Source organism: Bacillus sanguinis (genome assembly GCF_018332475.1).
Classification (GTDB): Bacteria; Bacillota; Bacilli; order Bacillales; family Bacillaceae_G; genus Bacillus_A; species Bacillus_A sanguinis.
Genome location: NZ_BOQB01000025.1, coordinates 20,067 through 39,706 on the forward strand (window position 1 = coordinate 20,067; position 19,640 = coordinate 39,706).

Annotated in this window: 19 protein-coding genes; 14 read left to right on the forward strand and 5 right to left on the reverse strand. The window is 36.2% G+C overall.

Translation table 11 applies throughout. The features are described from left to right. Positions 1 to 13 precede the first annotated feature (13 nt). Entirely contained in the window at positions 14 to 949 is a 936-nt protein-coding gene (gene hemH, locus KI369_RS03855; protein WP_212955074.1) for a ferrochelatase, read from the forward strand. Between the two features lie 19 nt (positions 950 to 968). Further along, positions 969 to 2,399: a protoporphyrinogen oxidase gene (gene hemY / locus KI369_RS03860; RefSeq protein ID WP_212955075.1), complete on the forward strand. Its 1,431-nt coding sequence runs from the start codon at positions 969 to 971 to the stop codon at positions 2,397 to 2,399. Positions 2,400 to 2,438: 39 nt separating this feature from the next. Here the strand turns inward: hemY and KI369_RS03865 are convergent, their stop codons facing one another. Continuing rightward, positions 2,439 to 3,791, reverse strand: coding sequence for a DUF4026 domain-containing protein (locus KI369_RS03865; protein WP_212955076.1), 1,353 nt, complete (start codon positions 3,789 to 3,791; stop codon positions 2,439 to 2,441). A gap of 241 nt (positions 3,792 to 4,032) precedes the next feature. Here KI369_RS03865 and KI369_RS03870 point away from each other — a divergent pair, with 241 nt between their 5' ends. Beyond that, positions 4,033 to 6,399: a DUF6359 domain-containing protein gene (locus KI369_RS03870; protein WP_212955077.1), complete on the forward strand. Its 2,367-nt coding sequence runs from the start codon at positions 4,033 to 4,035 to the stop codon at positions 6,397 to 6,399. A gap of 40 nt (positions 6,400 to 6,439) precedes the next feature. Here the strand turns inward: KI369_RS03870 and KI369_RS03875 are convergent, their stop codons facing one another. Continuing rightward, complete coding sequence (locus KI369_RS03875) at positions 6,440 to 6,733, reverse strand: hypothetical protein (RefSeq protein WP_212955078.1); 294 nt, start codon at positions 6,731 to 6,733, stop codon at positions 6,440 to 6,442. Positions 6,734 to 7,024: 291 nt separating this feature from the next. Here KI369_RS03875 and KI369_RS03880 point away from each other — a divergent pair, with 291 nt between their 5' ends. Continuing rightward, on the forward strand, positions 7,025 to 7,324 hold the full coding sequence (locus tag KI369_RS03880) for a hypothetical protein (protein WP_212955079.1): 300 nt from the start codon (positions 7,025 to 7,027) through the stop codon (positions 7,322 to 7,324). Positions 7,325 to 7,411: 87 nt separating this feature from the next. On the opposite strand, the gene KI369_RS03885 is transcribed toward KI369_RS03880, so the two are convergent. Continuing rightward, complete coding sequence (locus KI369_RS03885; protein WP_212955080.1) at positions 7,412 to 8,266, reverse strand: hypothetical protein; 855 nt, start codon at positions 8,264 to 8,266, stop codon at positions 7,412 to 7,414. 327 nt (positions 8,267 to 8,593) lie between these two features. Here KI369_RS03885 and KI369_RS03890 point away from each other — a divergent pair, with 327 nt between their 5' ends. The 4 genes from KI369_RS03890 to KI369_RS03900 all read left to right on the forward strand — a co-directional run bounded on the left by KI369_RS03890 (position 8,594) and on the right by KI369_RS03900 (position 12,904). After that, the gene (locus tag KI369_RS03890) at positions 8,594 to 9,166 is read left to right on the forward strand and encodes a TetR/AcrR family transcriptional regulator (protein ID WP_000963378.1); all 573 of its coding nucleotides are present in this window, start codon (positions 8,594 to 8,596) and stop codon (positions 9,164 to 9,166) included. 213 nt (positions 9,167 to 9,379) lie between these two features. Continuing rightward, entirely contained in the window at positions 9,380 to 12,151 is a 2,772-nt protein-coding gene (locus KI369_RS03895; RefSeq protein WP_212955081.1) for a YhgE/Pip domain-containing protein, read from the forward strand. Positions 12,152 to 12,346: 195 nt separating this feature from the next. Further along, a complete protein-coding gene (locus KI369_RS29420; RefSeq protein WP_238484902.1) occupies positions 12,347 to 12,562 on the forward strand; it encodes a hypothetical protein in 216 nt (71 codons plus the stop codon). A 36-nt stretch (positions 12,563 to 12,598) separates the two neighbouring features. After that, on the forward strand, positions 12,599 to 12,904 hold the full coding sequence (locus KI369_RS03900) for a DUF2087 domain-containing protein (protein WP_212955082.1): 306 nt from the start codon (positions 12,599 to 12,601) through the stop codon (positions 12,902 to 12,904). Between the two features lie 26 nt (positions 12,905 to 12,930). Here the strand turns inward: KI369_RS03900 and KI369_RS03905 are convergent, their stop codons facing one another. Next, a complete protein-coding gene (locus KI369_RS03905; RefSeq protein WP_212955083.1) occupies positions 12,931 to 13,284 on the reverse strand; it encodes a PH domain-containing protein in 354 nt (117 codons plus the stop codon). A gap of 133 nt (positions 13,285 to 13,417) precedes the next feature. Between KI369_RS03905 and KI369_RS03910 the strand changes: the two genes are divergently transcribed. Then, positions 13,418 to 13,927, forward strand: a complete 510-nt coding sequence (locus KI369_RS03910; protein WP_212955084.1) for a GNAT family N-acetyltransferase — start codon at positions 13,418 to 13,420, stop codon at positions 13,925 to 13,927. Between the two features lie 237 nt (positions 13,928 to 14,164). After that, positions 14,165 to 15,178 (forward strand): LacI family DNA-binding transcriptional regulator, encoded by a 1,014-nt coding sequence (locus KI369_RS03915; protein ID WP_000103726.1) that lies wholly within the window; start codon positions 14,165 to 14,167, stop codon positions 15,176 to 15,178. A 39-nt stretch (positions 15,179 to 15,217) separates the two neighbouring features. On the opposite strand, the gene yhfH is transcribed toward KI369_RS03915, so the two are convergent. Beyond that, on the reverse strand, positions 15,218 to 15,346 hold the full coding sequence (gene yhfH, locus KI369_RS03920) for a protein YhfH (protein ID WP_000567010.1): 129 nt from the start codon (positions 15,344 to 15,346) through the stop codon (positions 15,218 to 15,220). Positions 15,347 to 15,526: 180 nt separating this feature from the next. Here yhfH and KI369_RS03925 point away from each other — a divergent pair, with 180 nt between their 5' ends. From KI369_RS03925 to KI369_RS03940, 4 genes are all read left to right on the forward strand, one after another. After that, positions 15,527 to 16,261, forward strand: coding sequence for an MBL fold metallo-hydrolase (locus KI369_RS03925; protein WP_212955085.1), 735 nt, complete (start codon positions 15,527 to 15,529; stop codon positions 16,259 to 16,261). A gap of 9 nt (positions 16,262 to 16,270) precedes the next feature. Beyond that, complete coding sequence (gene lplA / locus KI369_RS03930; protein WP_212955086.1) at positions 16,271 to 17,260, forward strand: lipoate--protein ligase; 990 nt, start codon at positions 16,271 to 16,273, stop codon at positions 17,258 to 17,260. Positions 17,261 to 17,430: 170 nt separating this feature from the next. Continuing rightward, the gene (locus tag KI369_RS03935; RefSeq protein WP_212955087.1) at positions 17,431 to 17,871 is read left to right on the forward strand and encodes a hypothetical protein; all 441 of its coding nucleotides are present in this window, start codon (positions 17,431 to 17,433) and stop codon (positions 17,869 to 17,871) included. Positions 17,872 to 18,017: 146 nt separating this feature from the next. Further along, complete coding sequence (locus KI369_RS03940) at positions 18,018 to 19,550, forward strand: fatty acid--CoA ligase family protein (RefSeq protein WP_212955088.1); 1,533 nt, start codon at positions 18,018 to 18,020, stop codon at positions 19,548 to 19,550. Positions 19,551 to 19,640: the final 90 nt, after the last annotated feature.

Consider the following 19,640-nt stretch of genomic DNA (forward strand, 5'->3'; position numbering starts at 1 on the left):
GGAGCATTGCTGTATGAAAAAGAAAATTGGTTTGCTTGTAATGGCATACGGAACGCCATATAAAGAAGAAGATATTGAACGTTACTATACACATATTCGTAGAGGAAGAAAGCCAAGTCCTGAAATGCTAGAAGATTTAACAGAGCGTTACCGTGCAATTGGTGGTATTTCTCCTTTAGCTACTATTACATTAGAGCAAGCTAAAAAGTTAGAACAGCATTTAAATGAAGTACAAGATGAAGTAGAGTACCATATGTATCTTGGCTTAAAACATATTGAACCGTTCATTGAAGACGCAGTGAAAGATATGCATAACGACGGTATACAAGATGCAATCGCACTTGTTCTTGCGCCGCATTATTCTACATTTAGCGTGAAGTCGTATGTAGGACGAGCACAAGAAGAAGCTGAGAAACTTGGTAACTTAACAATTCACGGCATTGATAGCTGGTATAAAGAGCCGAAATTCATTCAGTACTGGGTTGATGCAGTGAAAGGTATATATAACGGTATGTCAGAAGCAGAGCGTGAAAAAGCAGTATTAATCGTATCTGCACATAGTTTACCAGAAAAAATTATCGCACTTGGCGACCCATATCCAGATCAATTAAATGAAACAGCTGATTATATTGCAAGAGGTGCTGAAGTAGCAAACTATGCAGTAGGTTGGCAAAGTGCAGGAAACACACCAGACCCTTGGATAGGTCCAGATGTACAAGATTTAACGAGAGAATTAAATGAAAAGTACGGTTATACTTCATTCGTATACGCACCAGTTGGATTTGTTGCGGAACATTTAGAAGTTTTATATGACAACGACTTTGAGTGTAAAGTTGTAACAGATGAAATTGGCGCGAAATATTATCGTCCAGAAATGCCAAATGCATCGGACGCATTTATTGATTGCTTAACAGATGTTGTATTAAAGAAAAAAGAATCTGTAATGTAAAAAGAAAGGGGGAGCATGCTTGAGGAAAAAAGTTGTAATCATCGGCGGTGGCATCACAGGATTAACAACAATGTATAACTTACAAAAAGATATTTGTGACAACAACTTGCCGATCGATACATTACTGATAGAAGCATCGGGTAAACTTGGCGGGAAAATTCAAACCGTTCGAAAAGATGGATTTACAATTGAACGAGGTCCGGATTCTTTCTTAGCAAGAAAAGAAAGTGCAGCTAGATTAGCACGAGAATTAGGTCTTGGCGATGAACTTGTAAATAATAAGGCCGGTCAATCATTTATCCTCGTAAACAATCGGTTACATAAAATGCCGATCGGATCAATGATGGGAATTCCAACGCAAATTACACCGTTTCTATTTTCCGGGCTGTTCTCCCCAATTGGTAAACTAAGAGCTGGTTTTGATCTGTTAATGCCGAGATCAAAGCCAGTATCTGACCAATCACTTGGGCATTTTTTCAGGCATCGCCTCGGCAACGAAGTGGTTGAAAATTTAATCGAGCCATTACTATCAGGTATTTATGCAGGAGATATTGATGAAATGAGCTTAATGTCAACATTCCCGCAAATGTATCAAATTGAGCAGAAACATCGCAGTATTTCACTTGGCATGCGTACGCTTGCTCCGAAAAAAGAGATATCTGAACCGAAAAAAGGAATCTTCCAAACAGTGAAAACAGGTTTAGAATCTATCGTAGAATCTCTCGAAATGAAGATGCATGAAGGTACGATAATAAAAGGTACTCGTATTGAAAAAATTGCAAAACTTGCAAAACTTGGTGATGGTTATACGATTACTCTTAGTAACGGAAAAGAAATAGAAGCAGACGCGGTCGTAGTGGCAACATCACATAAAGTATTGCCATCTATGTTTGCGCAGTACAAGCAATTTCGTTTCTTCCGCAATATTCCGTCCACATCAGTTGCGAATGTAGCAATGGCTTTCCCGAAATCAGCCATTCAGCGCGATATTGATGGCACAGGGTTTGTCGTATCTCGAAATAGTGATTACACAATTACAGCATGTACGTGGACACATAAAAAATGGCCACATACAACACCAGAAGGAAAAATGCTACTTCGTTGTTACGTTGGACGCCCTGGTGATGAAGCAGTTGTAGAACAAACAGAAGAGGAACTCGTTCAGCTCGTACTAGAAGACTTACGAAAGACGATGGATATTACAGAGGATCCAGAGTTTACAGTCGTAAGCCGCTGGAAAGAAGCAATGCCCCAATATACAGTAGGCCATAACGAGCGAATGAAGAAACTCACAACATTTATGGAAAAAGAGTTGCCAGGTATATACTTGGCAGGTAGTTCTTACGCTGGTTCTGGTCTTCCGGACTGTATTGATCAAGGTGAGAGGGCTGCAAAGCGTGTATTATCTCATTTGGAGAAAGTAATGAATACGGAATTAATTGCACAATAAAGAGAAACGCCTTCAATCACATTGAAGGCGTTTTGTTACTTATTCACCAATAAACATATATAAGTTATTTGGCTTTATAACGGCATCTCCTGCATAAATAACCCACTCTGTTAAGTTGTCAAAATCTAAATGATAACTCTTTCCTTCACTCATATCTTTTATAAAATATGGTTCGTTAATGAGTATTCCTTGAATGAAGTCTTCTGTAATGTTTTGCATTTCAAACCACATATGTTCACTTTTTCCTTCTTCGTAAGAGACACCAAACTTAGCGAGGAAACGAAAATCTTCATTCGATTGTTCAATGTGAAAAATGTTGCTGAAATATCCGAAAGTATTCTTCGCATTGTAAGCCATACGATCGGTTTCACTATTTGTTTTATAGAACATGAGCCCTGTAGCTTCCTCGTGTTCTTGGAAAAAGCTTTCAATATATTCTTCTGAAGTATTACATTTGAATAAAAGAACGGATGGAGATTGATGGTATTCATCTCGGTCATCCATCCCGCCTAAGAATGTGTTTTGTGCATCAATAGGCTGTAGTTTCACTTCTTCATCCTCAATTGAAGATAATTGATCCATACTCGTTTTATGCCCAATATAAGATAAACCTTTTTCCCACGGAACAGCTACTGTATGTATAGAACCTTGCTGACTATGCGCGATAACGATAGGCTCATTCATAGGGACTTGTCCGTTCTCAACGGCATTATTAGCAAATGTTTGAAAAAGATCGCCAATGCCGTAGTAGGAAGAAATACGATTTGGAATAATTAATTCTATTTCTGTTACGCCTGCTCTTAAAAGGCCATGTGTATGAAACCAATATTGCGTAGGCTCGCCTTCTTTATCGTCTTCATAAACAGAATGAATAACGTACAAGTCAGGAATGTCAGGTAATAATTCATTTTCAACGTGATATTCAATATAGCTTCTAGATATCACTTTCATTGCGGCACTTGAATCAATCACAAATAATAAATCTGGGGCGAGGCTCCATAAAAACTGTAACTGCTGGAAAAAGCAGTCCAGCACATCGCCTACAAATAGTGTGCGAGTGAAAATTTCAGTACCGAAAGCCGCATCTTCAAAATGACGATCTACGATTGTAGAATCTTGTCTATTGTACATTTTATATTCTTCTGGTTCATTGGCCTCATCAATATGCAGTTCATAAGGTATGATTGTTTCATCCATATGTAACTCAACAATAAGGCTTGTCTCATCACTATAAACAATTTTCAACTCATCAACTTTAGTAGCGATCGTTTCTAGCCGCTGTTTTAACTGCTCAATTGTAATTCTAGTTGGTATAACGGCAATCATATCTGAAAAATGACGTTCTAATGTTCCATTCATAGCTGCGCGGTATGTTTCTGTTTGCATTTCCATCCAATCACTCCTATTCAAATGAATCCATTTTACATGCCAATGAAATTTCGATATTTTCTGTTTTCTCTCTCTAACATTATAGAGTGCATTTGTAGAAGGTGTAAAATTATTATTTTGTATTATAGTTTGAAAGCTTGTAAATTAAATAAATTTTTTGTAAAACTTGTCGAAATAGCATTCTATATAACGAATCATTTGATATGATAGACATGCTGAGAAAATATGAAATAGGGAGAGGAAAATGGCTGTGAAGAAATTGTTAAGTGTATTTTTATCATTCATACTATTGCTTTCATTTACTGGAACTATAGTACAAGCAGAAGAAACTACTTCTATGTCAGTAGAAAAAGCAATTCAAGTATTTAAGCAGCAAGGGAAAACGAAGGGGGTAGTGGAAGGATATATTGTCGGATATACGCAAAGTCCTTCTAAATACACGAAAGATCCGGCTAAGTTTGATGATACAAACGTAGCAATTGCGGATTCGCCAAATGAAACGAATCCAGACAAAATTATGCCTGTTCAGTTGCCAAAAGGCGATGTGAGAGCGGCAGTAAACGTGAAAGATCATCCTGAAAATATCGGTAAGACAGTTAGTTTAACAGGCACGCTTGAATTATACTTTAGTAGCCCAGGTTTAAAATCGGTAACAGCTCATAAGTTTCAAGGGGAAGGACAAAACCGTGTTAGCGATGTAGTAGCTTCGCCTGGTGGCGGAGAAATTGTGAAAGGCACAGCGGTAACGTTAACAACGAATACAGAAGGAGCAACAATCTACTATACGTTAGATGGCTCTAATCCTACAAATAAAAGCGTTCGTTATAACGGACAAATTGTAGTGAATGAAAATAGTGTAATTAAAGCAATTGCAGAGAAAGAAGGGCTTACTTCTTCAGCGATTTCAACATTTTCATTTATTATAGTAAACAATGAACCAGTTCGTATTCATGATATTCAAGGAAAATCACATATTTCTCCTTACAAAGGGAAGAAAGTATACAATGTGGAAGGCGTTGTAACAGCGCTTGATAAAAACGGTTTTTATATCGAAGATAACCAGCCAGATGATGATCCAGCTACTTCAGAAGGTATGTACGTATACAAAAAAGATGCGAATGTAGCGGTAGGAGATCTTATTCAAGTTGATGGAGAAGTAGAAGAATATGTTGGGCCTGGATATGCAGAAAGATTTGACACAGACTTAACGACGACGGAAATTAAAGCGAGCCGCGTTGCTGTAATCGCAAAAGATCAACCTTTACCAGCACCGATTGTACTTGGAGAAAACGGTGTAAAAATCCCTGATCAAATTATTGATAATGATGCATTCGGTTTATTTGATCCAAATGAAGATGCAATCGACTTTTATGAAAGTGTAGAAGGTATGCGCGTTACGATGCCAACGCCGAAAATTATTGCGCCTCAGAAAAACGGGAATTTATATGTAACAGTGAAAAATGGTGGGAATAAAGTCGTAACGAAATATGGCACACCTGTATTAGATGAAAATCAATTAAACCCAGAACGTCTTTCTGTAAAAGTACCTCGTGATTATGTAGCAAAAGTAGGAGATACTTTCACAGGAGATATAACAGGAGTAGTCGGATATGATTACGGTTCGTTCCGCATTTCGCCAATAACGGAATTACCATCTGTAGTGGACGGTGGATTTAAGCAAGTAGGGGCGAATATTCAGCCGCGTCTTGATAAGTTAACAGTTGCTACATATAATATTGAAAACTTCTCGGCGAATAAAAAAGAAACAACAGATGAAAAAGTAAAAGCGCTAGCGTATTCTATTAAATACAATTTAAAAATGCCAGATATTATCGGTGTAGAGGAAATGCAAGATAATAACGGAACGATTAATGACGGTACAACAGATGCTTCTTTAAGCGCAAAACGTATCATTGATGCAGTTCTAGAAATTCGCGGGCCAAAGTATGAGTATGTAGAAATTGCGCCGCACAATAATCTAGACGGGGGAGCGCCAGGAGCGAATATTCGCGTCGGTTTCTTCTACAACCCATCACGCGTGAAATTAGCAGCAGTACCGAAGTTACTTAATAAAAATGTTGTTCGCATTGGAGACGAAAACCCATTATTTGAAAGTACACGTAAACCGCTTGCAGCAGAATTTACGTTCCAAGGACAAAATGTTGTTGTCGTTGCAAATCACTTAAACTCAAAAATAGGAGATGCAACGCCATTTGGAAAAGTACAGCCGCTCGTATTAAAGAGTGAAGAAAAACGAGTTCAATTAGCACAAGAAGTAAACAATTTCGTACAAGATATTCAGAAAAAGAACACGAATGCACCAGTTGTTGTGTTAGGAGATATGAACGATTTTGAGTTTGCTAAACCACTAAAAACATTAGAAGGAACAAACTTAAAGAATATGTTAAACACAGTGCCGAAAGAAAATCGTTACACGTACATCCATGAAGGAAATGCACAAGTGTTAGATCATATTTTAGTAACAAACAACATCGCACCACACACAATTGTAGACCCAGTACACTTAAACTCAAACATTATGAAAGAACATGGACGTGTAAGTGACCACGACCCAGTACTTGCTCAAATTGATTTGAAGAAAGCTTCTTAAATCAGGGAGAACGCTTAGGTAACTAAGCGTTCTTTTGTGCTTATCTAGTAAAAAGGTATCCAAATAAGAGAACGGCACTAATAAGTAATATGTTCATAAGGCTAATCACTAAAGTTATAATAGGTAATACTTTCTTTTCAGAAGGGCTATTAAATGAAATAATGGCCATTACGATTGATACAATGGTGCCACCTAAAATAGAGTATGTTATAGGAGTAACTGTATTGGGACCAAGTCGGTCTAAGGCAGGAACAAGTAAAAACATTAGCATGGTACTTAACAAGCTAAAGGTTAAAAACGTGTAACTTTTCCAAGTGTGGGTTTTAGGTTGCATAATGAAAAATCCCCTTTCTGAGCTAATATGAACGATTCATGTTAATCCTTATATAAAACATAACTTGTTAATAGTAATTTTACAATATTGTAAAAAATTAGGGTGGTTACACTCTAGTTATCTAGCGTTTGTTTTCGATGATGAATTTTAAGTTTCCATTGTCAATAGCAGCAATCATTTTATTTTGAACAAAGAATATAAATAATTGCTCTAGATTCCATAGAGGTAAGCTTTTTCTGCAAAATCATGTTAAAATTAATTAAATATTCAGTTTTCTGAAAGGGGTTAACGATGCAAGCACGACTAAATGGAAAAGTAATGAACCAGCTTGCAATTTTTTTTAGTACGATTGTCATGCTTCAATTTATAGCTGAGGTAACAGGACTTACTCAAAATTTGGATATCACGTACAACTTAATCAATACAGCAGCTTCTTATATAACATTTAGTTTGGCAGTGATTTTTACTTTAATAGGTGCAAGAGGAGAACTAAGTAAATATGCAATTATTTTATTATGTTCAGTGGTAGGTATTAAAGCGATTTATTTTGTGATGTTCGTTATCTTATGGGGATTGGCAGGTACACCGTAAAAGGGAGGATGATTATATGAGTAATGATAATAAGAGCGTAATTCTCTAAGCTAACTTAGGGAATTACGCTCTTATTCGTTCAATGATTTAGTCTGAAATGGCTTGAAACGCTTTTCTACACCGATCTCTTTTTTGCAGTCTTCTTCTATATTTTTTTCTATCCCGCTTTACTCCTTGTATATACATGAATAAGCTAACGAGAAGGAAGAAAGCACATTGCATCGTTAAAATGTACGGTGACATGCCTTGCAATGGTTGTTTCGGATCATATAAATGAATAGGTGCTCCGCCTATTGAAGGAAGTATTGTATTTAGCAGGACGTACGGAATGGAGGCAACTGCAAATGGAAAGAGAATTGCCATATAGTCCTTTTGTGACCATACAGATGCAGCAAGTCCTAAAAGGGCCATTAAACCTGCAAATAAAAAATTAATTCCGATATATACGGTAATGTAAGTGAGAGGCGCATCTAAATATATGTTTGCGAACATTCCATCATCATTTATGATGCCTGAACCAGCCGTAGGTGTTCCGTCTGGAATGGTTAATTTGCAAAATAATAACGATAAGATGAATGGAAGCGTATAAAGAAATCCCCCGCAAAAAAACGTAACGATATATTTTGTTACTGAATAAGGAAATATAGAAATCCCCTTACTCACAAACGGTTTAAAACCATCTGACTTATCCGAATTGTAACTTGTACTAAAGGGGAAACTCGCAATAACTGGCATTAATAATAAATAAACATCCATTTCATTGTCGCGAAACCCAATCCATTTTATATCTGTTGATATAGGACCATTCGCTGCGTCTCCTAAATAACGAATTACATAATAATAGTGATAAATGCAAATAAGAACGAATCCACTAAGCATCATAATTAAAGAAATACGACTACAAAAAGCTTGCTTTATATTTAAACGAAGCGCACGCATCATGACTGAAAAAGCCTCCACTATTTTGATAAACTTGTCTATTTTCTATATTACTATTAAATGTAAGGATTTTCTTGTTTTTTTATTTGATTATTTGAAAAAAGGGAAATTTGTTGTTGGTAAGTAAGGTTTAGTTGTATATCTTAAGAACACCTTTTCTTTTTCTCTTTTCTTCTGATAAACTATGGACAGTATGGTATACACTGACTGGAATTTTTTTATACTGGAAATAATAAAAAAGAGAACTTGTCTAGAATGTAAGCGTGTGGTAATATCAAAGATGTACTAATTGACTATATTATCCAATTGGTCATTTTTGGAGGTGACGATGTGGCGATAGATCGAAAACGTTCTATTATTGAAGCTGCAACAAAGTCTTTTTCAGCGTTCGGTTATAAAGCAACAACGATGGATCAAGTAGCGAAATTAGCGAATGTAGGAAAAGGAACGATTTATACTTTTTTCAAAAATAAAGAAGAGCTATTTGGTGAAATTATTTCTAATTTAATTACAGAAATGAAGCAAGTTGCAGAAAATGCAATTCGTTCAGATGTTTCATTTTTTGAAAATGTACATAGAGCATTATATAGCATATTAGAATTCAGAAAAGAACATCAGCTCATGATTAAATTAATTCAAGAAGAGCGTGATATGGGAACGAAAGAAGTACAAGAAGTGATGCAACAAGTAGATGTGGAAATCGTTTCTGTCATTCAATCGTATTTAAAGATTGCGATTGAAAAAGGTGAAATTAGCAAATGTGATCCAGAAATTACAGCATTTATTATGCTTCGCTTATACGTATCGCTTATTTTTGATTGGGAAAAAAATCATGAACCGTTAGAAAAAGAAAAAATCGCAGAATTATTTGAACTTTATTTATTAAAAGGATTGTCAAACTAAGATAATCCTTTTATTATTATAAAAAGTGACCAATTGAACAAAGTGGTCATATATTTATTTTAGGAGGGATAATAGAAATATTCACTTCATAGTAAGAAACAGTTGCATAGTATAAATTCGGGGATAAGGCATATGTATGAATAGGTATAGCCTTTTTATTTGGGTGGAAATGACCAAATGAACAATTCGGTCATTCGGAAAGGGGTAGAAATGATGAAATGGAATCAGTTACTTCGTAAAGAGTTTACTGAGATTATAAAAAGTAAAAAAATATTAATTCCAATTATCGCGGTTTTATTCGTGCCAATTTTATATGCAGGTATGTTTTTATGGGCCTTCTGGGATCCGTATAAACAGTTAGATGACTTACCAGTGGCGGTAGTCAATTTAGATAAAGGTGCAGTATTTGATGGGAAACCAATTGAGGTCGGAAAAGGGCTCGTTGATAATTTAAAAGATAATACAAGTTTTAAATGGGAATTTGTAAGTGAAAAAGAAGCGAAAAAAGGAATGGAAGGTAGAAAGTATTACATGTTAGTACGCATTCCAGATAACTTCTCAAGCAACGCTACAACGTTATTAAAAGATGATCCAAAGCCATTAAACTTAGAATACATTCCAAACGAAAGTTTGAACTTCTTATCTTCACAAATTGGTGGAACAGCGATTGAAAAAATTAAAGGTGAAGTAGCAAGTACGTTAACGAAAACATATGCAGAGAAAATGTTTGATTCCATTCAAGACGTCTCAAAAGGATTAGCAGATGGGGCGGAAGGAGCAAATAAACTACACGACGGATCAAGTGAGCTGCATGATGGTTCGAATAAAGTGACGGATGGCCTTCATACACTTCAAGGGAAGTCTGGAGAGATGAAGGATGGAGTTGGGAAACTAGCAGATGGATCTGGGAAAGTAACGAATGGTTTAAATACGTTAAACAGCAAAACAGGTGATATGCAAATAGGTATCGGAAAATTAGTAGATGGTTCCGGAAAAGTAACGAACGGTTTAAATACGTTAAATAGTAAAACAAATGAGATGCAGACAGGTATAGGGAAATTACAGGAGGGGTCTCAGAAAGTAACAGCAGGTTTAAATACTTTAAATGGTAAAACAGGTGAGATGCAGGCAGGTATAGGGAAATTACAAGACGGGTCCGAGAAGGTAACAGCAGGTTTAAATACATTAGTAAGTAAATCCGGTGAATTAAAAACAGGGACAACGGATCTATCAAATGGTATGGAACAACTGGTTGGGGGGCAAAGCAAATTAGAGGGAGCTTCTCAAAAAGTTGAAAAGGGTTTGGAAGATTTAAATCGTACAGTAAAAAATTCTGCTGCAGATTTAAAGGAAATGCAGTCGAAAGGCCCTTCTATATTGAATACAGTAAATGAGAAAATAGATGGAGCTGGGGGGAATGTAAAGCAGTTAAATGAGCTTACGCAATCAACAGCAGAAGATGCAAAAAATGCAGCGCAAGATGTAGTGAATTTACAAAAGCAAATTGAGAGTTTACCGAAAGAATATCAAGAACAGTTACAACCATTCATAACAAGTGCTGTAAAAAGTACAGCGACAGTTCAGCAAAAAGCTGCCGGAGTAGCAGGTGGAACAAATAAATTAAATGAAGAAGTAAAACAATTAAAAGGTGAAATAGATCAAAAAACAAGTGATTCACAAAACAAGCTACCGAGCACAGAAAAAATGGCCTCTTTAACAGATAGTATTGAGCAATTAGTCGGTGTGCAAAAAGGTTTTGTTGAAAGTTCCCAAGAGTTTGGTAAGAAATTAAATGCAGCAAAAGAAGGCGCAAATAAATTTAAAAATGAATCCAGTCAATTAATTGATGCGATAAATCAATTAGCAGATGGCTCAGGTAAAGTAACAGGCGGTTTAGGAACTTTATCTGCAGGAGCAAATCAAATGGCAGGTGGAGTAAATCAATTAGCAGATGGTTCGAGCCAAGTAACAGGCGGTTTAGGTGCATTATCTGCAGGAGCAAACCAAATGGCAGGCGGAATAAATCAATTAGCAGATGGTTCAAGCCAAGTAACAGGCGGTTTAGGTACATTATCTGTAGGAGCAAATCAAATGGCAGGTGGAGTAAATCAATTAGCTAGTGGCTCCGGTCAAGTAACAACAGGATTAAGTACATTGTCAATCGGCTCAACACAGCTAATCGATGGAGTAAATAAACTGGCAGACGGATCAGGAAAAGTAACAGATGGCCTCGTAAAAGTAAACGAAGGTTCAGGTGAACTTGCTGAGAAACTTGGCGAGGGGGCAGAGAAAACGGGTGAAGTAAAAGGAACCGATAAAACGTACGATATGTTTGCAAGTCCTGTAAAAGTGAAGACGGAGAAAATGGCGGAAGTTCCTAACTACGGAACTGGATTTACACCGTATTTCTTATCACTCGGTTTATTTGTTGGGGCATTACTACTATCAATCGTATATCCATTACGTGATACAGTGGGCGTTCCAAAATCAGGATTTAGCTGGTTTATTAGTAAGTTCGGTGTGTTACTATCAGTCGGTATTATTCAAGCGATAGTAGCAGATATTATATTACTATTCGGATTAGGTGTAGAAGTACAAAGTATTCCGTATTTCATACTCTTTAGCATCGTTACAAGTTTAGCGTTTATCGCATTAATTCAATGTTTAGTAACAGCATTCGGTGATGCAGGGCGTTTCATCGCTATCATCACATTAATTATTCAGCTTACAACAAGTGCTGGAACATTCCCGCTAGAATTGATTCCGAAGTTTTTACAACCATTCAATGCTTGGTTACCTATGACATACTCTGTATCAGGATTGAAAGCAGTCGTATCGAGTGGAGACTTTAACTTCATGTGGCAAAACATAGGAATACTCATGATTTTCATCGTGGTATTATCACTTGGAACAATTGCATCCTTAACTTGGATGCACAAAAGACAATTTAGAAATATTGCTGAAAATCAATCGGTTGAAGCGTAGAAAAAAGCACCTTTTCGGTGCTTTTTTTATTTTAGTTCTTAATTCCATGCCTATTCTTTTTAATGCTAATTCAGCTATTCTAGGTACTCAATCAATTTGTCTCTGGAGCTCTTGCTTTTAATTTCTGATTGCAGTCTAAACGAAAGAAAAGGAATTACAACAATTTACAGAGAAACATAGAATAGAGGAGTTGATATGATGAAAGGAAATCCCACTTATTATTTTATCTTATATCCACTAATCTTCTTTCTTGTTTTCACCCTTTCACCTATTTTATTTCACAAAGAGGAATATACAAGTATAAAAGATACATTAGGAATACTGCTATTCTACTATGTGTTAATTAGCGGGTATTACCTTATGGCTGTTATAAGTGAAAGAATAAAGAAAAATAATAAGGACAAACAATAAAGTTGTATTATTTAAAAACCGATGGAGGATAACAAAATGAACGGAAATGAAATCAAATTTAGAGATACAACTATTCGTAATTTTTTCGATAAAGAGGACCGCCTAAAATCAATTCCAGGTCAAAAGAAGAAAAAGTTAGTATTGTTAGAGCATTTAATTAGCAAATTAAATGCTGAAAATCAATATACGGAAAAAGAAATTAATATATTCATAAAACAATATCATGATGATTTTTGTACGATTAGACGTGAGTTTATTGTACACGGGTTTATGGATCGAGAGGATAATATGTACTATATAAACGGGAGAGAAGTGTGGACGAAGTGGGAGGAGTTAAAATAATGAATCAGCAGGGGGATCCCCACTGATTATGAGTTTGTGCTAGTCTTGCATTTCCTGCGTAGTAAGTCTATGAATTCTTCAATATTTGAACTTGTAATGTATCCCAGTGTTATATATTCATCTTCATAGTAAAATATTATTTTTTTATCAAAGATTCGTCTCTTCGTTTCTATGGATAGAATTTTTTCATAATCAAATTCGGCAATTAATGTGTTCTTATCTTGGCTCAAAAAGAGAAGTCTTCTATTAGTAGTAAGTAGCATGCCTGGATACGGAACATTATACGTAATCATATAGCCAGTAAGTGAACAATTTAAAGTGGATAAAATTGTTTCTTCTTTATGTAATAGTTGTTCTGCAGTGGTTAAAATTGGATTCATTGTATACATTCCTTTTACATAGATATAAGAATATTGTATCAAAAGTGAAAAGATGCTCAATATGTAATATTGCATATTGAGCGTTTGATAGTTTGAATATTATTTTTTAAAGAAAAAAGTAAGAGGTGATTCGGTGATACGATTAGCAAAAGAGGTTGATGCAGAATCAGTTATGGATATTAGAAAAGAAATTATATTATCGGAAACTACTACAAAGTTTTTTATAGTATCTCCAAATAATGTACCAAATGAGATTGATGCAGAAAAAGAAAAGATACGGAAAAGCAATGAAAAAGGTAATCTTTACATAGTTTATGAAGTAGATAAAAAAGTCGTTGGTTTTTTAATTTTCAATCGATATGAATTAGACCGCTTACGACATGCAGGCACAATGGGAATGGGAATTAAAGAGGCGTACTGTAATCAAGGCATTGGTACAAAACTAATTGAATTTCTTATTCGTTGGGTTAAAGGGCAGGAAGGGTTAGAGAAAATTTGCTTAGGCGTAGTTTCTATTAATGATAGGGCGATTAAGGTGTATAAACGTATGGGATTTGTAGAAGAAGGAAGACAAAGGAATCAAATTAAATATGAAGATGGATCTTATGGAGATGACGTATTGATGGGGCTTTATATTGATTAAAATTTGATTTTATAAAGGACGTATTAATAAGTTGATGTGTATACGTAATGGTATGTACATCTTTTTTTATGCCTCCTGTAAACTTCTAAAACTAATATAAATTCCCCGCCAATTAACATACTTTTCCCTATGTATAATATTAATATAGTAAAATCATAACAACCCATATTGCAGTTTCCAATAATATACTATATAATCAATTTAAGAAAACGTTTTCATGCAAAGGGGGAGAATTTCGTGTCGACTATAGAGGACGTGGCGAAATTAGCGGGGTTATCAAGGACAACGGTTTCTAGGGTGATTAATAATCATCCATATGTTTCAGATGAGAAGAAAAAAAGGGTTCAATTAGCAATGAAGCATTTAGGCTTCGTTCCTAATTCTGCGGCGAGAAGGCTTCGTAAACAAAAGACGGAAACAATTGCGGTGCTAGTTCCAAGGATTACCAATCCTTTCTTCAGTAGATTTATCGAAGCAATCGAGATTGCTGCTTCTGAACATAAATATAAACTGATTATTTGTCAAACAAGATATTTACCGGAAAAAGAGATGGAGTATTTACAATTATTATCTACGAAACAAGTAGATGGGATTATTCTATGTTCACTAGAAAATCCGTGGGAAGATGTAGAGCCATACTTACAGCACGGTCCAATCGTGTTATGTAATGAATATATTGAGGAAGCAAATGTTCCAACAGTGAAGTTTGATCATGCACAAGGAGCATACATAGCTGCTAAGCATGTGTTAGAACAAGGATATCGTAATCTTATTTTTTGTCGTGGTAACGAAACCAAAGTGGTTAGTCAACAGCGAAAAATGGGCTTTTTACGTGCCATAACAGAGAAGAGCCGCCAAGTAGAAGCGATCGATTTTCTTGAAAACGCTTTCTCTTGGGAGGATGGAAAACGAATATTCCATGAAGTATTAAAAGACAAAAAAAATCCTACCGCGATTTTGGCAGGAGGCGATGAGGTAGCAGCTGGAATTATCTCAGAGGCTAAACGCCATGACTGGAGTATTCCAGATGATCTCGCTGTTATCGGTTTTGATAATCAAATTTTATCACAGATTACAGAGCCAGGCATTACGACAATTGAACAGCCAATCGATGAGATGGCCCGAAAAGTTGTCGACCTGATGATGGATAAAATCCATACGAAAAATTATCGAAAAAAAGAATTGTATGAGTTTGAACTGGAGCTCTTGGTGAAAGGTTCAACGATGAAGGATACGATGTTATTAGCCTAGTAGACTATGTCTGCTAGGTTTTTTTCTGTTCACAAACTACTATTCTTCGTGGACGCAGTCATCACATTTGTTATGGTATGCTTCGTGCTGCTCATCAATTTCTTTCCCGCAGTGCGCACAAGTTTTCGTCGGTAAATTTCTGAAGAACTCCATTGGTTGATCGATCATGTCAATCCCTCCATTTCCATTTCTTACTATCATTGTATTAGTACAAAAAACAAAAGTCAACAACTGTTTTATAACAAAATTGAAAATTAATGAAAAAGTTTAGGAAATGGATTATAGTTAACAATGTAGGATGTAAGTAAAACATGCATTCCTACTCGGTTTTAGAAAGGATGGATACATATGAAAATGACTGTTGTCGGCTTTTGGGGCGGCTTTCCAGAAGCGGGAGAAGCAACGTCGGGGTATTTGTTTGAACACGATGGTTTTCGTTTACTTGTAGACTGTGGTAGTGGTGTACTAGCACAGATTCAAAAATATATAACACCATCTGATATAGATGCAGTTGTACTTTCGCATTATCATCACGATCATGTTGCAGACATTGGGGTATTGCAATACGCGAGATTGATTACGAGTGCGACAAAAGGACAACTACCGGAGTTACCAATATACGGTCATACGTTTGATGAGAATGGATTCCATTCTTTAACGCATGAACCGCATACGAAAGGAATCGCATACAATCCAGAAGAAACACTTCAAGTTGGACCGTTCTCGATTTCATTCTTAAAAACTGTTCATCCTGTTACATGCTTTGCGATGCGTATTACAGCGGATAGTGATATCGTAGTATACAGCGCGGATTCCAGTTATATTCCTGAGTTTATTCCATTCACGAAAGATGCTGATCTTTTCATTTGTGAGTGTAATATGTATGCACATCAAGAGGCTGCAAAAGCAGGGCATATGAATAGTACAGAAGTAGCAAGTATTGCAAAAGATGCGAATGTAAAAGAACTTTTATTAACGCACTTACCGCATACAGGCAACACATCTGATTTAGTAACAGAAGCAAAACAAATTTTCAGTGGCCATATTACGCTAGCGCATAGTGGCTACGTATGGAACTCATGAGGTGATATGATGTTATTTATTGATAATAAAGGAATTACAGATCCTAGAATAAACTTAGCAATTGAAGAATATTGTGTGAAGAATTTAGATATTAACGAAACGTATTTACTGTTCTACATTAACGAACCTTCGATTATCATTGGTAAAAACCAAAACACAGTAGAAGAAATTAATGCTGATTATGTAAAAGAAAAGGGTATTCATGTCGTTCGTCGTCTATCAGGCGGAGGCGCAGTATATCATGATTTAGGAAACTTAAACTTCAGCTTTATTACGAAAGATGATGGAGACAGTTTCAGTAACTTCAAAAAGTTCACAGAGCCTGTAACGAAAGCGCTTGGTAAATTAGGTGTAAATGCAGAACTAAGTGGTCGTAACGACATTTTAGCTGAAGGTAGAAAAATTTCAGGTAACGCGCAGTTCTCAACGAAGGGTCGTATGTTCAGTCACGGTACGTTACTATTTGACTCTGAAATCGATCACGTCGTATCAGCGTTAAAAGTAAAAATGGATAAAATTCAATCAAAAGGTATTAAATCAATCCGTAGCCGCGTTGCGAACATTACAGAGTTCTTAAATGAAAAAATGACGACAGAAGAGTTTAGACAACTTCTTTTAGAAACAATTTTCGAAGGGGAAACAGAAATTCCAACGTACGAATTAACAGAACATGATTGGAAAGAGATCCATAAGCTTTCAGAAGAACGTTACCAAAATTGGGATTGGAACTATGGAAAATCTCCGAAGTTCAACTTACAACATTCACACCGCTTCCCAGTTGGACAAGTTGACGTTCGTCTGGAAGTGAAAAAAGGAACAGTAACAGAATGTAAAATTTACGGTGATTTCTTCGGTTCACTAGATGTGCATGACATTGAAGAGCGTCTAACAGGCGTACAATTTGATAAAGATGCATTCACTACAGCTTTAGAAGGCGTAGATATCGCGCGTTACTTCGGTAACATTACAACAGAAGATTTCTTACATTTATTCTTCTAAAAATAAGGGAGGCTGCCGTAAAGGCAGCCTCTTTTTTTGCGTAGATTGTCGCGTTTTATCGGTAAGTCGATATATTTTAAAAATCGCTCATATAATTTCATTCACCATAAAATCACAGGACATTTGCCCCTTATAAAGGAATATATATATTCCAAAGGAGGCGAATCAAAATGAAAAGGGTAATGTACGTTGTAGTATTGCTCAGCTTCGTTATCGGAATGACAGCTTGTAACGATGAAACGTCCTCAAGTCGTACACTGTTATCTATTGGAAAGCCTGCGAAGGATCATGTCATATATTTTACGCATACGGATAACAAACGAAAGATAGATGATATACAAACTATGTTTCAAAATAAGAAATGGAAAAGAAATGAAGCTTTTAGTACCGTGAATAAAACGCCGGATCTTGTCTTTTCGATAGATGACAATAAAGGATTACTGATATTATATGTTACATTGTTTTTTCATGAAGATGGAGCGGACGTTCTTAACTTGTACGGGGAGTATACGAGCTTAAATAAAGAAGAACTTGCAATGCTGAGAGAAAAAATGAATGCATATTATCCTGAAATGATTTTAGCACTCGTTTCATCATTTGCTAACAAATGAAATCCCCTTATCCTTCCAAAGATATTCGAAAGGAGGTGAGCGTTGTATATGCAGTTAATGGAATATCACTTGCCACTTTAATTTTCTTTTAATATAATTAATTTAGAATTTTTAAATATTCTAAATTTTATAAAGGTGGGGTTTGTGTGAATCTCGTTCAATCTTTGGCTGAAACGGCGAAAAAGAAGGGGGATAAACCGGCTTATATATTTATGGATCAGTCGGTCTCGTATGACCAATTAAACAAAATGGTCACAAGGTTTTCTAGCAATTTAGCAGCAATGGGCATTGGAAAAGGGGACAATGTCGCATTAGTTGTTGGAAACTCACCACATTTTTTGGTCGGTTTATATGGAACAATGAAAGCTGGAGCAACAGTTATTCCAGTTAATCCAATCTATACAGCAGACGAAATGCATTACATTTTACAAAATGGAGATGTAAAAACAATTATCGTACTCGACGTCCTTCTACCTGTTATACAATCTCTTACAACAAGACTTCCTTCACTTGAAAATATCATCATATGCGAAACCTCATCAGATTTTAACCATACAGAAACCGAAAAAATGAAAACGTTTACGAGAATGATAGGGGCCGGAGATGTAACTTACGAAGGCCCAGAGCTAGATGAAGAAGATGTAGCGGTTATTCTATACACTTCGGGCACAACTGGAAAACCGAAAGGCGCTATGTTAACAAATAAAAATTTATATAGTAATGCGAGCGATGTGGCTTCGTATTTACAATATACTGCGGATGACCGCGTCGTTGCTGCATTGCCGATGTTCCATGTATTTTGCTTAACAGTGGCGGTCAATGCACCGATTGTGAACGGGGCGACTATTTTAATGTTACCGAAATTTAGCCCGAAAGAAGTATTCCGTATTTGTCGTACGTACGAACCAACGATTTTTGCGGGTGTACCGACGATGTACAATTATTTATATTTATTCGAAGAAGCAAGCGCAGAAGATGTGAAGACGCTTCGTCTTTGTATTTCAGGTGGTGCATCCATGCCTGTTGCTCTTCTACAAAACTTTGAAAAACGTTTTGACGTTATTGTTTCAGAAGGATACGGTTTATCAGAAGCGTCACCAGTTACTTGTTTTAACCCGCTAGATCGTCCGCGCAAACCAGGATCGATTGGTACAAATATTTGGCATGTAGAAAATAAGATTGTGAACGAACTTGGGGAAGAAGTACCTGTTGGCGCAGTCGGTGAATTAATTGTTCGCGGACCTAACGTTATGAAAGGATACTATAACGCACCAGAAGATACAGCTGCGACATTGAAAGACGGCTGGCTGTATACAGGCGACTTAGCGAAAAGGGATGAAGAAGGTTACTTCTATATCGTTGATCGTAAAAAAGATATCGTCCTAGTTGGTGGTTATAACGTATACCCTCGTGAAGTAGAGGAAGTATTATATACACACGAATCTGTAGCAGAAGTTGTCGTAATCGGTGTTCCTGATGAAAACTTAGGAGAAGCAGTACGAGCTTACGTTGTTTTAAAACAAGCTCAAGTAACAGAAGAAGAACTGATGCACTATTGCACGTTACATTTAGCAAAATATAAAGTGCCAATGAGTATTGAGTTTTTAACAGAATTGCCGAAGAATACGACAGGTAAACTGTTAAGAAGAGCGTTAAAAGAGAAAGCGATGCAAGTATAAAAATAGGGGCAACCACTTTTATGAAGGTGGTTGCCTTTATATTTTTTAGAATTGTTTAAGCTATAGCACCATATATTTAAACCGTAATAT